The organism is Curvibacter sp. Hmag1.1 (assembly GCF_059769165.1).
The window spans coordinates 3,077,201-3,093,442 of record NZ_JBMBGX010000002.1 but is presented as its reverse complement, the minus strand read 5'-3'; the positions used below and the strand labels follow the sequence as shown (position 1 = coordinate 3,093,442).

Below are 16,242 nucleotides of genomic sequence, written 5' to 3'. Positions count from 1 at the left end.
AGGATTTGTTATCCGAAGATCACGACATTGGCGTTGTAACGTGTGGCGGCTTCCAGCGCGTTGTCGCCACCATTCAGACTGGTCACCGCTGTATAGCCCGTGCTTGCATAGTCGGCAAACACCACATCGACACTCGTACCACCGTCGCTATTGGCCAGTGATCGTTTCAAGCTATTTCCTGAGCCGGTATAGACAGCCGTCTGGACGCCCGATGTGGTGAGCATCGACATCTGCCCCCAGTTGTCCATGTAGAGGACGTCGTCAGCGCTGAAACCCGAGAGCAACACACGACCAGTCGTCGTTGTCGTCTTGGTGTTGCCGCCATCGACAAGTTGAACCAGCGCGTGCGAGCCAACGCTGAAATTCATCGCTATTTCACCAGCTCCGGTTGCATCACCAATATGTCCGTGGTGCCAGATAAAGCCTGAAGCTAACGAGCCATCGGCCTGCATGATCTGAGAGCTTGCACCCACAGCGTTTCCAGCCGGGGTGACCGTGGTGAAGTTGAGCGTGGTGTTACTGGTCAAAGCAGCGTTGGTCTGGCTAGCGTTGGTTTGATTCGCGACGACGCCCGCATCAAATTCAACATGGTAGTTGGCACCAAAATCCCAGTCGAAGTTCCAGTCTGTGTTAGCAGTACCAAAGGTCGTTTTATCGGTGCCGCCAATATTGATGATGAGTTTGTCACCGCTCACCTTCACTGAATCGGCCAGCCTCTGTGCGCTCAGACCAACAGTACCCAGTTGGGTGTAGGGGATACCGCCAACCGTCAGGTCCGTGACTTGCCCATTGGTCAAAGTAATGACCACGTCGTTGTCCTTGTTGTCCTGCTTGGTTTCACCTGAGGTGGTATTGGTCAATAGCCAGCCAGTAGTACCCATGTCGTCAGAGATCCTGATCTGCCCGTTGCCCAACGCAATGTTCTGGTCAAACGCAATCACCAGGGCCGAGCGAACGTCCAGATTGCTGACGTTGTCCAGCGCTTGTGTGCTCATCAGTGCGGGACCTGCTGCCTGCTGTGCCGCCACATCGATGTTGAACGTTTTGCTGACGGTGTTGAGTCCGTCAAAAGCGTTCACTGTGACTGGCAAGTCTTGCACGGGTGTAGCAGGCGCTGTGCCGTACAGCTTGCCCGTAGAACCGTCTATCTGCAACCAACTCGGCGCACCGCTGCCCAGCGTGTAGGTCAGTGTATTGAAGGCGCCGGTCGTGTCTGGGTCGGTGAAGTAGCTGCTGATGTGGCTGCTGGTGCCGTTCAGGAACAGCGGGTTGCCGATGGTGTACGCCGTACCAGCGCTGGCCTGCACGTCAGCAATGGCCGTGCCGGTGACGACGGGCGCTTCGTTCACGTCCTTGAGGTTGACGGTGATGGCCTTCTCATCGAGCAAGTTACCTGCAGCATCGGTGATGTCCACCGTGAGGTTGTAGGTGTTGCTGTGCGTGCCCGTGTCCTCGAAGCTCTTGCCATCCTTGAGTTTGAGCACACCATTCACCAGAGTGAACAGGGTGTTGTCCACCCCCGTGGAGCCCAGTGTGTAGGTCATGCTGGTTGCATCCGACCCGGCGAGTGTGGCCACGCTCACATTAGCAGCGGGCAGTGTGGTGCTTTCATTCACGTCGTAGCTGGTGGTGGCCAGCGTAGGCGCGGTGTTGTCCACCCTGTAGTCAGCGTGCGTGATGGTGCCGGCCGAGACCGCTTGCATAGGCTGGTTGCTGAGGTTGCCGGTGATGACACCACTGCTTGCCACCAGGCTCTTCAAGCTGATGGCAGTGCCGTCGCCCGTCGAGGGCACGCTGCCACCGGTGAAGGTGATGGTGCTGCTGTTGGTCACAGCCGATGCGGTGGCAGACACGTCTTGCCCGTTGACAGTGAAGACCGCCGTCAAGCCGGCAGTGCTGGTCACTGGTTCGGACAGGGTCACCACAAAGGTCAGTGCTTCGCCCGATTTGCCCAGTTGGGTGCCGTTGCCTGCGGTGCTGTCGGTGACCGTGAAGCTTTGGACCGTGGGCACTGAAACCACCAGGACGCCAGCACCGGCCAATGCTTGCGCACTTGTGCTGCTCAGGGTGGTGCCCGCCAAGAAGATGCGTTGCGTGGCCGTGCCCGACCCACCTGTGCCGTCCACGTCGATGGTGATCAGCGTGCCGGTCTGGCCAGCATCCCAGCTGCCGGAAATCACGCCGTTGCCCACCAAGGAGGCCCCTGTCACCCCCGTCTGGACGGTGACCCAGTTGGACAAGGTGCTGGTGCCCGGGGTGTAGCCCTCCAGCAGTTGGGTGAGGTCGAGCTTGTCGCCCGTCGTGCTGTTCCACTCGGTGAAGTCACGGACGATGTCAAACGAGCCTGCACTGCCCGCATCGCCGCGCTGCCAGACATAGGTGTCGTTGTCGGTGCCCGACAAGGCACCGCCGCCACGGCCGTACATGATGTCGTTGCCCTGGCCGCCCGTGATCACGTCGTTGCCATTGCCCGCCATGATGTAGTCGGCACCCGAGCCACCCTGGATGACGTCATTGCCCGTGCCCATGGTCTGGGTGAACAAACGGTCTTCGGCGTTGCTGCCGCCAGGACCGTCCAGGAACGCTGCACGGGCCGCAGCCACCGCCGCCGACACCGTGCCGGTGTTGTTGAACTGCCCTGCCGCGCTGATGGCACCGCTGTCGAGCTCGGCCACGTAGGTGCTGGTCGCCGTGCTGTTGCCATCGGCGGAGACACCGGCACCGACACCCGATTGGGTGGCGTTGCCTGAGCCGCCGCCGGTCAGACCGGCCGTGGTGAATCCCAGTGTGGTGGACCCACCTGCGGTGACCGTTGCCGATGCACCGCTGCTGCCCGCGCCCACGCCACCAGCGCCACTGACGCCTCTGGCGGCACCGTACATGCCCGCAGAGCCGCCGCCGCCGCCGCCGTAGCCACCGGCACCGCCGTTGAGGCCCCATTGGCCCTCCGTGCCACCTGTGAAGCCATCGCCAAACAGGATGTCATCGCCAGCGCCGGCAAACAGGTTGTCGGCACCGCCGCCGCCAGCACCGCCCACAGAGGCGTTGCGGCTAGCAATGGTGTGATCGCTGCTGCCACCGCCGGAGCCGTCACCGAACATGATGTCTGACTGCGTGGTGCCCAGCAGCGTATCGGCACCAGCGCCACCAGCACCACCGCTGAGGCTACCGACGCCACCACCAAAACCACTCTCATCACCCCAAGCCGCCACGCCCGTGGCGGTGCTGATCACGAACTCCAGGGTTTTGTCGTATGCACCACCGCTGGATGGCGTGACCGTCAAAGCGGCCAGGGCGTTGCGACCTGCTGTCGCTTCGTCACTCTGGCTGTACTTGATCAGGTACTTGCCCGAAACAATGTCGGCATAAGTCAGATTGGTGGTGCTGAATGCCGTGATTTCAGTTTGTGTGCTGGCTGCATTGCCAGCGGTGGCCAGACTGTAGAGCTTCAAGTTGGTCAAGCTGGTGAACTTGACGCTGCCCCCCGAAAGCGCTGTCAGTTGGGCAGCGCTCAAGCCCAGATCGGCGCTTTGCAAAATGCTGCCTGTTGACCATCCGTCGTCGACCAAGCGGTTGCCAGAACCACCCAGGAAGATATACCCGTCCACTTTGGCGGTGACCTGAACAGCGCTGGTGCTGTAGAGGGAGCCATCAAAGGCCTTGACCGTGAATGCATTCACCGAGTCTCCGGAAGTCCCTGCAGCACTGGTCCAGCGAAGTTTCTCGCCAGAAGACAGTGTGGTGGTGCCGGGTGTTGCAGTGGCCCAAGTGCTGCCATTCCACTTTTCCAAGGTGCCCGTGCTGAGCGCTTCGATGCGGAAAGAGATCGCTGCGTTTTCTGCATCGGCTTCATTGGCAGCCGCCGCCAAATCGGCGTAGCTGATTTCTTTGGCGTCACCCGCCACAAAGCCGGTCAATGTGCTGACGGTTGTCAGCGTAGGCACGGTGTTGGTAGCAATGCCCGTAAAGGCCTTGCTGCCATTGAGCGTGTTGGTGCCATCGTTGACGTTGGTGGTGATGTTGAATGAGCCGACATAGTCGGTCGCTGGCGTGAAGGTCAGCGCTGCCAACAAGGTGTTCACATCCGCTATGGCCCCACTTGCCGTCCACACACCGCTTCCTGCGTTGTAGGTCGATGTCACTGTCCCCGATGTCCCGGTGTTCAAGCCGCCCGCAGCCACATTCGACAAGGTCAAGGTGACGGTGACCGTCGCGCTGTCCACGTCCGTGACCACAATGTCTGTCAGGTTAAGAGGCGTATTTTTGGTGTAGGTCTCAGCTTGGTTGAGGTTGATTGCCGTAGGCGCATCGTCCACGTTCACCACGTTGCCCGTCGGGGTCGAGGTCGCTGTCTTGTTCGGGCCCAAGGCGTCCGTGTAGGTCGCCACCACCGTGATGGCTTTGCCCACATCCGCCTGGGTCAGCGTGTAGGTGCTGCCCGTGCCGTTGGCCGCCACGTTGACGCCACCGGCCTTCCATTGGTACGTCACGCCCGTCACGCCACCGTCAGCGTCCACCGGGGTGCCCGCAGTGAGCACGTCGCCTTGTTGCAAGCTGGTCGTGCCGCGGGTGCCGTCTGTCGTGTTGGTCACGCTCACGGTGCCTGCATCGTCCACGTTCACCACGTTGCCCGTCGGGGTCGAGGTCGCTGTCTTGTTCGGGCCCAAGGCGTCCGTGTAGGTCGCCACCACCGTGATGGCTTTGCCCACATCCGCCTGGGTCAGCGTGTAGGTGCTGCCCGTGCCGTTGGCCGCCACGTTGACGCCACCGGCCTTCCATTGGTACGTCACGCCCGTCACGCCACCGTCAGCGTCCACCGGGGTGCCCGCAGTGAGCACGTCGCCTTGTTGCAAGCTGGTCGTGCCGCGGGTGCCGTCTGTCGTGTTGGTCACGCTCACGGTGCCTGCATCGTCCACGTTCACCACGTTGCCCGTCGGGGTCGAGGTCGCTGTCTTGTTCGGGCCCAAGGCGTCCGTGTAGGTCGCCACCACCGTGATGGCTTTGCCCACATCCGCCTGGGTCAGCGTGTAGGTGCTGCCCGTGCCGTTGGCCGCCACGTTGACGCCACCGGCCTTCCATTGGTACGTCACGCCCGTCACGCCACCGTCAGCGTCCACCGGGGTGCCCGCAGTGAGCACGTCGCCTTGTTGCAAGCTGGTCGTGCCGCGGGTGCCGTCTGTCGTGTTGGTCACGCTCACGGTGCCTGCATCGTCCACGTTCACCACGTTGCCCGTCGGGGTCGAGGTCGCTGTCTTGTTCGGGCCCAAGGCGTCCGTGTAGGTCGCCACCACCGTGATGGCTTTGCCCACATCCGCCTGGGTCAGCGTGTAGGTGCTGCCCGTGCCGTTGGCCGCCACGTTGACGCCACCGGCCTTCCATTGGTACGTCACGCCCGTCACGCCACCGTCAGCGTCCACCGGGGTGCCCGCAGTGAGCACGTCGCCTTGTTGCAAGCTGGTCGTGCCGCGGGTGCCGTCTGTCGTGTTGGTCACGCTCACGGTGCCTGCATCGTCCACGTTCACCACGTTGCCCGTCGGGGTCGAGGTCGCTGTCTTGTTCGGGCCCAAGGCGTCCGTGTAGGTCGCCACCACCGTGATGGCTTTGCCCACATCCGCCTGGGTCAGCGTGTAGGTGCTGCCCGTGCCGTTGGCCGCCACGTTGACGCCACCGGCCTTCCATTGGTACGTCACGCCCGTCACGCCACCGTCAGCGTCCACCGGGGTGCCCGCAGTGAGCACGTCGCCTTGTTGCAAGCTGGTCGTGCCGCGGGTGCCGTCTGTCGTGTTGGTCACGCTCACGGTGCCTGCATCGTCCACGTTCACCACGTTGCCCGTCGGGGTCGAGGTCGCTGTCTTGTTCGGGCCCAAGGCGTCCGTGTAGGTCGCCACCACCGTGATGGCTTTGCCCACATCCGCCTGGGTCAGCGTGTAGGTGCTGCCCGTGCCGTTGGCCGCCACGTTGACGCCACCGGCCTTCCATTGGTACGTCACGCCCGTCACGCCACCGTCAGCGTCCACCGGGGTGCCCGCAGTGAGCACGTCGCCTTGTTGCAAGCTGGTCGTGCCGCGGGTGCCGTCTGTCGTGTTGGTCACGCTCACGGTGCCTGCATCGTCCACGTTCACCACGTTGCCCGTCGGGGTCGAGGTCGCTGTCTTGTTCGGGCCCAAGGCGTCCGTGTAGGTCGCCACCACCGTGATGGCTTTGCCCACATCCGCCTGGGTCAGCGTGTAGGTGCTGCCCGTGCCGTTGGCCGCCACGTTGACGCCACCGGCCTTCCATTGGTACGTCACGCCCGTCACGCCACCGTCAGCGTCCACCGGGGTGCCCGCAGTGAGCACGTCGCCTTGTTGCAAGCTGGTCGTGCCGCGGGTGCCGTCTGTCGTGTTGGTCACGCTCACGGTGCCTGCATCGTCCACGTTCACCACGTTGCCCGTCGGGGTCGAGGTCGCTGTCTTGTTCGGGCCCAAGGCGTCCGTGTAGGTCGCCACCACCGTGATGGCTTTGCCCACATCCGCCTGGGTCAGCGTGTAGGTGCTGCCCGTGCCGTTGGCCGCCACGTTGACGCCACCGGCCTTCCATTGGTACGTCACGCCCGTCACGCCACCGTCAGCGTCCACCGGGGTGCCCGCAGTGAGCACGTCGCCTTGTTGCAAGCTGGTCGTGCCGCGGGTGCCGTCTGTCGTGTTGGTCACGCTCACGGTGCCTGCATCGTCAACAGTGTCGAGCGTGAACGCCAAAGCTGCAGTCGGGGTGCTGCTGCTGCCGCCTGTAACTTCAACACGGGCGGTGATGCTGTGGCCACCTTGGGCGGTCATGGGGGAGCTGGGCGTGAATGTCCAGCCGGTGCCGCTCACGGTGGCTTCGCCGATTTTCTGGGCGGTTCCACCACTGACGGTGTCGTAGATGGCCACGACCGCGCCCGCTGGCAAGCGGGTCACTGTGCCACTGAAAGTGGGGGTGGTGTCGTTGGTGGTGCCGCCTGCGCTGACGGTGGCTGGGCTGGCGACAGTGCCAACGGGTTCAACGTTGTCGGTGAGGCTGGTGGCCAGTGTCACAACACTGAGGGTGGCCAGTTGCCCTGCCGTGAGGGCCTTGGCTTGGGTGCTGGTGAGGTTGGTGTTGAAGTTGCCCAGATCAGTGGCACTCAAACCTGTCAGGGTCAGGTTGGCCACTTGTGCGGGCGACAAGGCTTTGACTTGGGACGCCGTGAGCGATGTGATCTGGCCGCTCAAGGCGGTCATGGCGTCAGTGTTGCTCGCACTGATCTGGCTCAGCGCGGTGTTGCTCAATTTGAGCAATTTGGCACCCAAATCTGCCACCTGCGTGCCGGTGAGCGCTGCGGCTTGGCTGGCGGTCAGGGCGGCGAGTTGGCTGTCATCGAGACTTTGCAGGGCGCTGTTCACACCGGTGCTGAGCTTGGCCACAGCGGTGGGACTCAGGCTGGCCACTTGCGCGGGGCTGAGGGCGTCGATTTGGGTGGTGGTCAGCACGGCGGCCTGGTCACCGGTCAGGGCTCTGACTTGGGTAGCGCTCAGTTGCGCCAAGGCGCTGGCGCTCAGTTGGGCCACAGCGGCTGTGCCGAGCTGCGCCACTTGGGTGGCTGACAGGGCGGCCATTTGGCTGGCGGTGAGTTTGGCCGCTTGTGGTCCGGTGATGGCGGTCAGTTGGGCGGCTTCCAGGCCAGCGATGGCGGCATTGCTCAGGCTGGCGATGGCGTCGACAGACAGGCTGGCCACCTTGGTCCCGAGAGCCTGAATTTGGGCGGCAGTCAGCTGCGCCACCTGGGCGGCCGTGAGGGCGCCGATCTGGTTGGTGGCGAGACTGGCCACGGCATTGGTGCTCAGGCTGGCCAAGGCGCTGGGGCTGAAGGCGGTAATTTGGTTGGTGCTGAGAGCGCCGATTTGGGCGGTGCTGAGCACGGCGGCCTGAGCGCTGGTGAGGCCTTCGGTCTTGAGGCTGGCGATAGCGGTGGTGCTGAGTTGACCGATCACCGTGGGGCTGAGGGCCGAGGTGATGGCGGCACTGTAGCCGCCAAGGTCAGTCGCGCTGACATTGGTGCCGGATGTGACCAGGCCAGCAGCGGCTTGGTCATTTTTGATGGCCGTGACTGTGCTTGACCCCAGTGCCGATGCGAGCAGGTCCAGTTGAGCCTGACTCAAGCTGACGTAGGAGGCGAAAGGCACAGCGGTGATTTTGGTGCCCAGACCTGTGAGCTGGGCGTTGTTCATGCCTGCCAGTTGGTTGCCGCTGAGGGCACCCGCTGCATCATTGGACAAATTGGCCAATGCGGTGCTGCTCAGGCTTTGCACCTGGGTGACGCTGAGCGCTGTCATCTGGTCTGCGGTCAGTACGCCTAGTTGTGGGCCTGTGAGTGCTCCCAGTTGGCTGGCGCTCAGGCTGGCGATGGCGGTGGGGCTGAGGGCCGCAAAGGCGGTGGTACTCAGTTGCGCGAGTTGGTTGCTGCTCAGCGCCTGGATTTGCAGGGGGCTGAGGCCACCTGCTTGGGTGGCGTTCAGCGTGAACAAGGCGCCATCGGTCAGGGTGGCGATTTTGCTGCCCAGGGCGGTGACGCTGCCCGCTGTGGTGAGTTTGGCCAGTTCGGTGGTTTGGGCGGTGGTGATGGCCGTTTTGTCGGCGACTGCGCTGATGGCTGTGGTCGACAGGCTGAAAACCTTACTGCCCAGGTTGCCCAGCGTGGTGATGGCGCCCAGCTGGGTTGTGCTCAGGTTGGCGACTGCGGTGTCAGACAGTTGGGCCAGTTTGGTCCCCAAGGCGTTGACCTGTGCACCTGTCAGTGCGCCAAGCTGGGTGGCGGTGATGCCAGCGACTTGGTCGTTGGACAGAGCAGCCAAAGTGGCATCCGACAAGTTGCCCAGTTTGCTGCCCAAGGCGGCAATGCCTGCGGCTTTGTCGGGCATTGCAGCGGTCAGCGCGTTGTTGATGGCTGTGATGTTGGCTGTGACGACTGCGTCTTTCGACAAGCTGAACACCTTGGTGCCCAAGGCAGTGACTTGTGCACCACTGATTTGAGCCAGCTGGGTGGCGTTCAAACTGACCAGTGCACTGTCCGACAACTGGGCCAGCTTGTCGCCCAGGGCCAAGACCTGAGTCGCAGAGAGCTTGGCCACATCGGCCGCGGTCAAGGCGGCCACCTGCAAGGCCGTGAATCCGGTCACCTCAGTTGCGTTGTCAGTGACTGTGGCCATCGTGGTGCCGGTGGACGATTGAACTAGGCTGGCTACTTCGGTCGTGTTGATCTGACCCTTGGCAGCAGTCTCCACGAGCGCTTGCACCAGCAGTGTCTGGGTGGCTGTGGTGGTTTGCGCTGTACTGGTGGTTGTGTTGGTGAGTGAACCAGCGGTGGTGTCTATGGCCTCAGTAATTTTGGCAATCACTTCGGTCGTGCTGAGCACGCCCACTTTTTCCATTTGCGAGATCACTGCCAGCGCTTTCCCATATGCATTTGCGTTTGCGTTTGCGCTTCCGGTTGTGGTGATGACTGTTGTCACGGGTGCGGTGGCAATGTCTAGACCTTGGTTGGTGCCGTCTACTACGCCCAAAGCCTTGGCCACAGCTTTATTGGTTGCAGCAACGTCTTCGGTTTTCAGCACCGTTGTCGTCTTTGGCGCCGTTTCTACTTGGGCACTCACACCCAGCTTTTGTGCAGCCATCGTGGTCATGGGGTTGACGTTGAGATTGCCGCTGGCCGCATCAGCCACGTTGACGACCGCAAGGTAGACGCCATCGGCACTCTTGGTAATGCCCGTGGCTTCGTCCATATAGTCGGGGTTGGGGTCGGTATCGACCATCTTGACGATCAGAACACCGCTGTAGCCCGTGGTGTCGGTGTATTCGTACTTCTTTGTTGTAGCGTTGTAAGTAGCGTCTCCAAGTTTTTCGCCGGTAGATTTGTACAAACTGACGATCGTGCCCTCGCCAGCATCGGTTTGCGGACCAAAGGTAACGCCAATGCTGTACGTCTTGCTGAATGGGGCAGGCGTTATGCTGTTGCTGTTGCTACTGCCGATGACGACGGCTGCAAAAGCTGCGGCTGCGACCACGGCGCTTGCAGAAACAGAAGAGGCTGCAGCTGCGCCCAACACTTCCGCAGTACTTGAAGCACCAGTAGCGCCTACGCCAACCGCAGAGTCACTCACGACACCAGTTGTAGCTTGCGCCAAAAGTACATCAGCATCTCTATCCACCGATTGGAACCAATCTGCAGCTTGATAAGTACTTGCTGTTGAGGACGATAGATAGTCAGCTGAAGTGCTTGCCTCCGACATCCCAGCAAGATCCACTCCTCCTTCAGAACTCGGACTGCCACTTGCCTGTGCATCGGCTACTCCATGCACTGTTGTCGGTGCATCACCCTGACTACTTGCGACATCATGTGATTCGCTGTCAGTGGGTTCAACAGCCAGTTGCCCCGCGCTGTCTTCCTCTATCTTTCGGCGGACAAATGGTTTTGGGTCCTTTGCCTTAGGCGCTGCCATGGGGTCCGTCAAAACTCCATCAGCTAGTTTTCCGCTTTGAAGTTTTACATTTGGGTTCACTACCAGTGCAGAGAGAACATCACCGGGATTCAACAAGACTGATTTGGAGGACTTAATAGATTTAGTCATGATTTACCTCAAAAAAAATACGGCCGATTTATCTTTGCCCAAGGGCGCCACTAAAAGCCTTAACAATAGGTTTGGCAATGTAGAAAAGTACACTGCGTTGGCTACACAAAATATCCAGGGAAACGGTCATTCCCGGTTTAATATGTCCATAGTCCACTTTGCTGCCCTTGTTTTCATGTTCAGCAATATTCACCTGGACTCTGTAAAAGGTATTCGGGCGTCCATCCGGGCCCTGCTCAGTCAAGGTATCTGGGCTGATGTAGGTAAGTTCACCTTTCCAAGACCCATAAATGCTGTAGTCAAATGCGTCAAACTTCAAAATAACAGGCTGACCTAATTCAATAAGTCCTATATCAGCTGGACTTACTTTTGCCTCTACAAGAATCTGACTGTTAGTCGGCGAAATTTGCATTAATTCATCGCCCTGCCTTAAAACCCCGCCTAAAGTACTGATTCGCAATGACTTCACAATGCCATCTACAGGCGACTCCAACGTCGTGTGATCAAGCACGCTTTGTCGCTCCTGTAAACGGCTCTGCTGGCTGGTGATTTCTTCTTGAATCTTTGCAATTTCCCGCCTGGCATCGGTGCGGTATTTATCCCAGATAGCGTTAATTTTCTGCTCTGCCTCAATAGTCATGCGTTTCGCCCGCATGAGCTCCACACGACTTATGTCGCCTGACTGAAAGAGCCGTTCATTCACTTGATACTCTTCCAAAGCGAGTTTGTGATGTTCAGTCAATGCAGAAACTTCCTTAGCGACGGCCGCGCGATTCTGCAAGTACAGTTCGCGCTGAACAGCAACCAGATGAGGATGCGTTTTCTGATACTTTCCCCATGCAGGCAACGCGTCAGAAGCTTCAGCATCAGCGCGTGCTTTACTGATACTTAAACCCGCCAAACGGTTCTCGACCTCGTCCGCTCCAGCATGCGCCCTTTCGCTTTCGAGCATCGCAAGTACTTGACCTTTGTGGACAATTTCACCCTCACTGACCCTTAAATCCCGGAGCACTCCTCCGTCAGCTACCTGAATGACTTGTGTCCTGTCTTTGACAATCACTTGCCCTTGCGCTCTTACCAGTTGATCAATGTGAAAGTAATTTGCCCAAACGACAAAACTCACCACACCAATCAACAAAAAACTGCCTACCCCTAGACGTGGGAACAAAAAGTTCGATTTGATTTTTGAGGACTTCATGCTTGGGCCGGGGTTGAGGTTGAATTAGCTTGCAGTTGTTGCAAGACTGCGTCCCTTGGTCCATCCATGACAATTTGTTGCTGCGATAAAATAATGATGCGATTAACCAAAGCCAACAACTGAGGCTTATGGGTCACGAGTATCAAAGTACTGGTGGGTCTCGCATGCAACTCAGCAGCCAATGTCGCCAGGACACGATGCTCCACAGGCGAATCCATTGATGCGGTCGGTTCGTCTAGAAGCCAAACAAGAGGACGTCGCAAGAGCGCCCTTGTAATATGAACCAATTGGCGCTGTCCGCCAGATAGCCCCTGCCCACCTTCATAAATTTCCCGCTCAAGGCCTTTGGGGTGCGGAGCAACGACCGTTTCAAACAACCCGGTTCTTTTGGCGGCCTCAATTAGCGCATCGTCTCCTGGATCAGTCAGGCCAAGTACCAAGTTATCACGCAGTGTCCCGGCAAACAGTCGCCCATCCTGCCCAACATAACCCATGTTGTCAGCGATATTGGCCTTGGATATCAGATCAATATCCATGCCGTCCAACAACACTCGCCCATTTTGCGGTTTATACATACCTGACAAAAGGCGAAGCAGCGATGTCTTTCCGCAGCCGATGCCGCCCAGTAATGCAATTTTTTCTCCAGGCTGAATTTGCAGCTTGGAAACTTTCAATGCCAATGTACCGGCATAGTGCATCTCCACGTTGGACAACTCATAACCGCCTTGGATTTGCCCAATGGCAAGCGGCTGAATACCCTCTGGATGATCACTAGGTAGTTTCCAGAGTCGATCCAAATCTTGAAGAGACACTTTGATATTGGCCCATTGCATAACCAACTGAGGGACCATACCTACTGGACCTAGAATGCGCCCACTCAAAATGGAGCATGCAATAAGGCCACCCATTGAAAAATCTGCCTTACCGACTTGAAGTGCACCAGCAGCAATGAGACCCACATAGGCCGCCTGTTGAAACATCGCCAAAATATATTGGGAATGCTCCGTGATCTCCCTCATTTTTTGCTCGAATGATCGAGACTCATCAGTAATGTCAAGCCACTTGGAAAGCATTCTCCAACCACCCTGGCCAGACTTGATGGTTTCTGCTCCCTCTATGCTTTCAACCAAAAGTCCAGATTTCAGGTGCTGAGCTGGCGTTGCCAATTTCGCCAACTGCTCAAGTCGCTTTTGAAATAAAAAACTTAACGACAGGCCCGCAACAAAAAATAGAATTGGCACTATGGAAAGCCAACCACCTATGGCCATCAAGACACACAATGTGAGAATTGCCAAAGGAATGTCTACCATGGCCTGTGTCGCCAGGCTGACAAGAAAACCTCTCGCACCCTCATAACTCCTAAGGCGTGAAGACGTAGAACCCACACTGGCCGGCAACTGATCAAGCCTGATATTAAGAAACTTGGTATAAACGCTTCTAGCCAGATTCTGGTCAACAGCGTCTGTAAGCTGATGAATTTGGTATGAACGAATCCACTTACCAAGTAGCTCCAGCAAAATTGCTGCCATAACACCTAAGGTCAAGACCCATAGCGTCCCAGAAGCTTGCGTCGGCACGACCCGGTCGTACACTTGCATTGAATAGAAAGAATTTGCAAGTGCAAAAACACTTATGGCCAAGGTGCCCGCGGCAATCTCCACAAGCGGACCTTTTTGACTCCATACCTCATTCCAAATCAATTGGAAACTTGGACTACTGCTGACTCGATACGGTGCAGCGAGTTTCATCCGTACACACAATGAATTTTCTATGTGACTTTGGAGTACTTCTTCAAATTTTTTGGTTTCAACATTAAACCAATTGATAACCCATTGTCCACTTGGATTTCTATCGGTGACAAGGCCATAGCCCTTTGAATCAGAAACAATGAGGTTCGGCAAACGCCCTGAATCTGGTTGCTCAGAGAATTTTGGGCTCGGCCAATTCATTCTTTTGGCTAGCTGCACAAAAAACTCGCGTGTTTCAACCGCTTCATTTACCTCGCGAAGAGTCGCCTGCAACTGAAGCACATCCAAATTTTCCCTGCGAATTTGCCCCATTCGCATTAAAACTGCCTGGATGCCCTGTGTCTTCATGGAATTCATGTTTATCTTCTTGTTATTCGCGAGCCTTAAGTACGCCTAAATAAGCGTCTACTCCACGAGACTGAACTGTCAATCGCTGCATGGCAATCCATACTTGCGTCTTAGAATCTGCAAGTTGAACAAGCGTCGAGGATCTCTCTCTGGCAGTATTCATTAGTTCCTGCCAGTTCTTACGCCCACTTGCAAACTGACGCTCAGAGGACTCTAGGTACTTTTCTGATTCGATCAATGAACTCTCAATTGATTCGATCCGGCGCGACTGCATGGCAACTGCTTCGATATCCAACTGAATCTGGTCAGCCAAGCTTCGCTTGAGTATTTCTAACTCATCTTTTGCAGTATCCAATTTAGTTTGCGCGGCAGAGATACCCGAAAATGTGGATAATCCGGCCCCCAAGCTTGAACTCATTCCCAGGTACATGAGTCTGTTGGTTCCCGATATGTTGCCATCCGTTATCTCCGCCCGGAGATAAATGTCGGGATAAGCTTTCGATTTTGCAACCTTGAGATCCGCGGCTAATAGCTGCTCCGTTGCATGAGCCTTCCTAATCGAAGGGTGGCTTTTATAAACTGCCTCGATCCACTCCTGAGGACTGACTGGAGTCCATTCAACTACTCTACTCTGAACATCTGGACCTTCAATATTCACGTTATCTGGCCAGGTATCGCCCCAAATCCTTTTCAATTTGCTCAGAGCAATCTGCTTTTGTGACATTGCTTGGGTTAAATCAGCTTGAACAGAACTAAGCCGGAATTGGGATAGCTGAACATCACTAGCTGCAGATTGCCCCTCATTCGCCCTCCGAGTGACCTTCTGAACATATTCAAGATGCTGCCTCTCACTTTCACGATAAGCCGAAATTCTCCATTCAGCCCCTTGGACTTCACCCCACAAGCCTATCCAATTAAGTACAAGATTTAACCTCTGCTCATCTAATGCCGATAAACTGACTAATTCCTGCGCAGTTGTTCTATCCAATTGAGCATCCAGCTTCCCACCAGTCCAAATAGGCTGCTGAAGTCTTGCAAACGAAGTTAAATTATTGGCGAGCTTGCTTTCGCTTGAACTTTGTTCGACACCAATCGACGGAGTCGGAAAGTATTGCCACCGAGCGCCTTCTTTGTCGAAATTTGCCGCCCGCACCTGCCCCTTTGCAGCTTGAATGGACGGATTCCTCGACATCGCTTCTATCAACATGCGCTTAAAGTCTCCTCCTACCTCAGCTGTAGGGAGCCCAGATTGAGCAAAACAAGCCTGAGTTAACGCAACAACCACGCATGCTGAAAAAAATAGACTGACCTGCTTGGTAGAACTTGATTTATTCACAACTTGCCAAACGTATATTTTTATGTTCTGTGTGTCACACTGAAGTACACATCACTGCCGTTTATTTGATTTATTCACCCAAGCCTCGAATCGCTTCAGTTGATTCTTTTAGTTGGGATGAACCCAGTCTGCCACCTTAATCCCCAAGTGAACTTCGCAATTGCTCCCAGAGGTACAAAGTCAACAACATCCTCCCGGATTGCTCTCTATCCACCGCGGAACGAAGTTCACACCGAGCTAAGGCATCTCTGTTCGGCGATACAGCTAGAAAGGCAACCAAACCTGCGATAAGCAAACCAATCAGATTGTTAACAATGAAATTCATTACCGCCTAGTCTTTGTTTTCAAATATTTATCTTTAATGGCAACCGACTGGAGTCTTGATTTAACGGCAATGATTTTGTGCTTACCTTTTGGCAGAATTTGATTCAAGGCAATTTGTTTTAATATCCTTGATGGGAGTACGAAATGAACCCAAGATTGTTCCAACGGGTACAAATTTCACGCTGTGATCTTTCTTTAGCTTCTCCTGATTGCCTGCAGCCCTCCCAATTCACTGGTTGAGAAGGGAAATGGACGTTAATTCCTTCACCTATTCAGCGAAAAATCGACGCAAATCAGCAGCTCATTCAGTGAATCATGAGCCCCTCTAATACAACGAGAGCAGGATGAAGATCTTCTCTACTCCACGTAGCCGCTATGGAAACCGATAGGTTTCGAAAGCGATACTAATGAGATGACGTTTTACCCAGCATCCTCATTTATACTAATAAGACATCTTTCGGGTCTTTGAATACTGAAGCATTTATGTGCTTATGAATACCTAATCTGGCACAGGTGATCTAATCGCACCTCACACAAACTGAAGATGAGACCAATTCAATGAATCTTTTCTAGGTCATGAAGCAAAAACGTGTCTTTTTTTAAATAACGCTAATTTTTTTGATTTAACCTAGCGTCGTCTCTCTTCATAGTCACAGAGATTTC

At 56.4% G+C, this 16,242-nt stretch carries 4 protein-coding genes; all 4 read right to left on the bottom strand.

What is annotated here, in order from left to right; all coding sequences use genetic code 11:
* Positions 1–8 precede the first annotated feature (8 nt).
* The 4 genes from ACOAP0_RS15260 to ACOAP0_RS15245 all read right to left on the bottom strand — a co-directional run bounded on the left by ACOAP0_RS15260 (position 9) and on the right by ACOAP0_RS15245 (position 15,126).
* Positions 9–10,157, bottom strand: coding sequence for a beta strand repeat-containing protein (locus ACOAP0_RS15260; protein ID WP_498391458.1), 10,149 nt, complete (start codon positions 10,155–10,157; stop codon positions 9–11).
* A gap of 496 nt (positions 10,158–10,653) precedes the next feature.
* Positions 10,654–11,823, bottom strand: coding sequence for a beta-barrel domain-containing protein (locus tag ACOAP0_RS15255; RefSeq protein WP_498377097.1), 1,170 nt, complete (start codon positions 11,821–11,823; stop codon positions 10,654–10,656).
* The gene (locus ACOAP0_RS15250) at positions 11,820–13,928 is read right to left on the bottom strand and encodes an ATP-binding cassette domain-containing protein (RefSeq protein WP_498377096.1); all 2,109 of its coding nucleotides are present in this window, start codon (positions 13,926–13,928) and stop codon (positions 11,820–11,822) included. The genes ACOAP0_RS15255 and ACOAP0_RS15250 overlap by 4 nt, the downstream gene beginning before the upstream one ends.
* 13 nt (positions 13,929–13,941) lie before the next feature.
* Entirely contained in the window at positions 13,942–15,126 is a 1,185-nt protein-coding gene (locus tag ACOAP0_RS15245; protein ID WP_498377095.1) for a TolC family protein, read from the bottom strand.
* Positions 15,127–16,242: the final 1,116 nt, after the last annotated feature.

Excerpts from the sequence above, each read along its gene's own strand:
- ACOAP0_RS15250 (WP_498377096.1), bottom strand. The coding sequence starts at position 13,928 with ATGAATTCCATGAAGACACAGGGCATCCAGGCAGTTTTAATGCGAATG.
- ACOAP0_RS15245 (WP_498377095.1), bottom strand. The coding sequence starts at position 15,126 with ATGTTGATAGAAGCGATGTCGAGGAATCCGTCCATTCAAGCTGCAAAG.
- ACOAP0_RS15255 (WP_498377097.1), bottom strand. The coding sequence starts at position 11,823 with ATGAAGTCCTCAAAAATCAAATCGAACTTTTTGTTCCCACGTCTAGGG.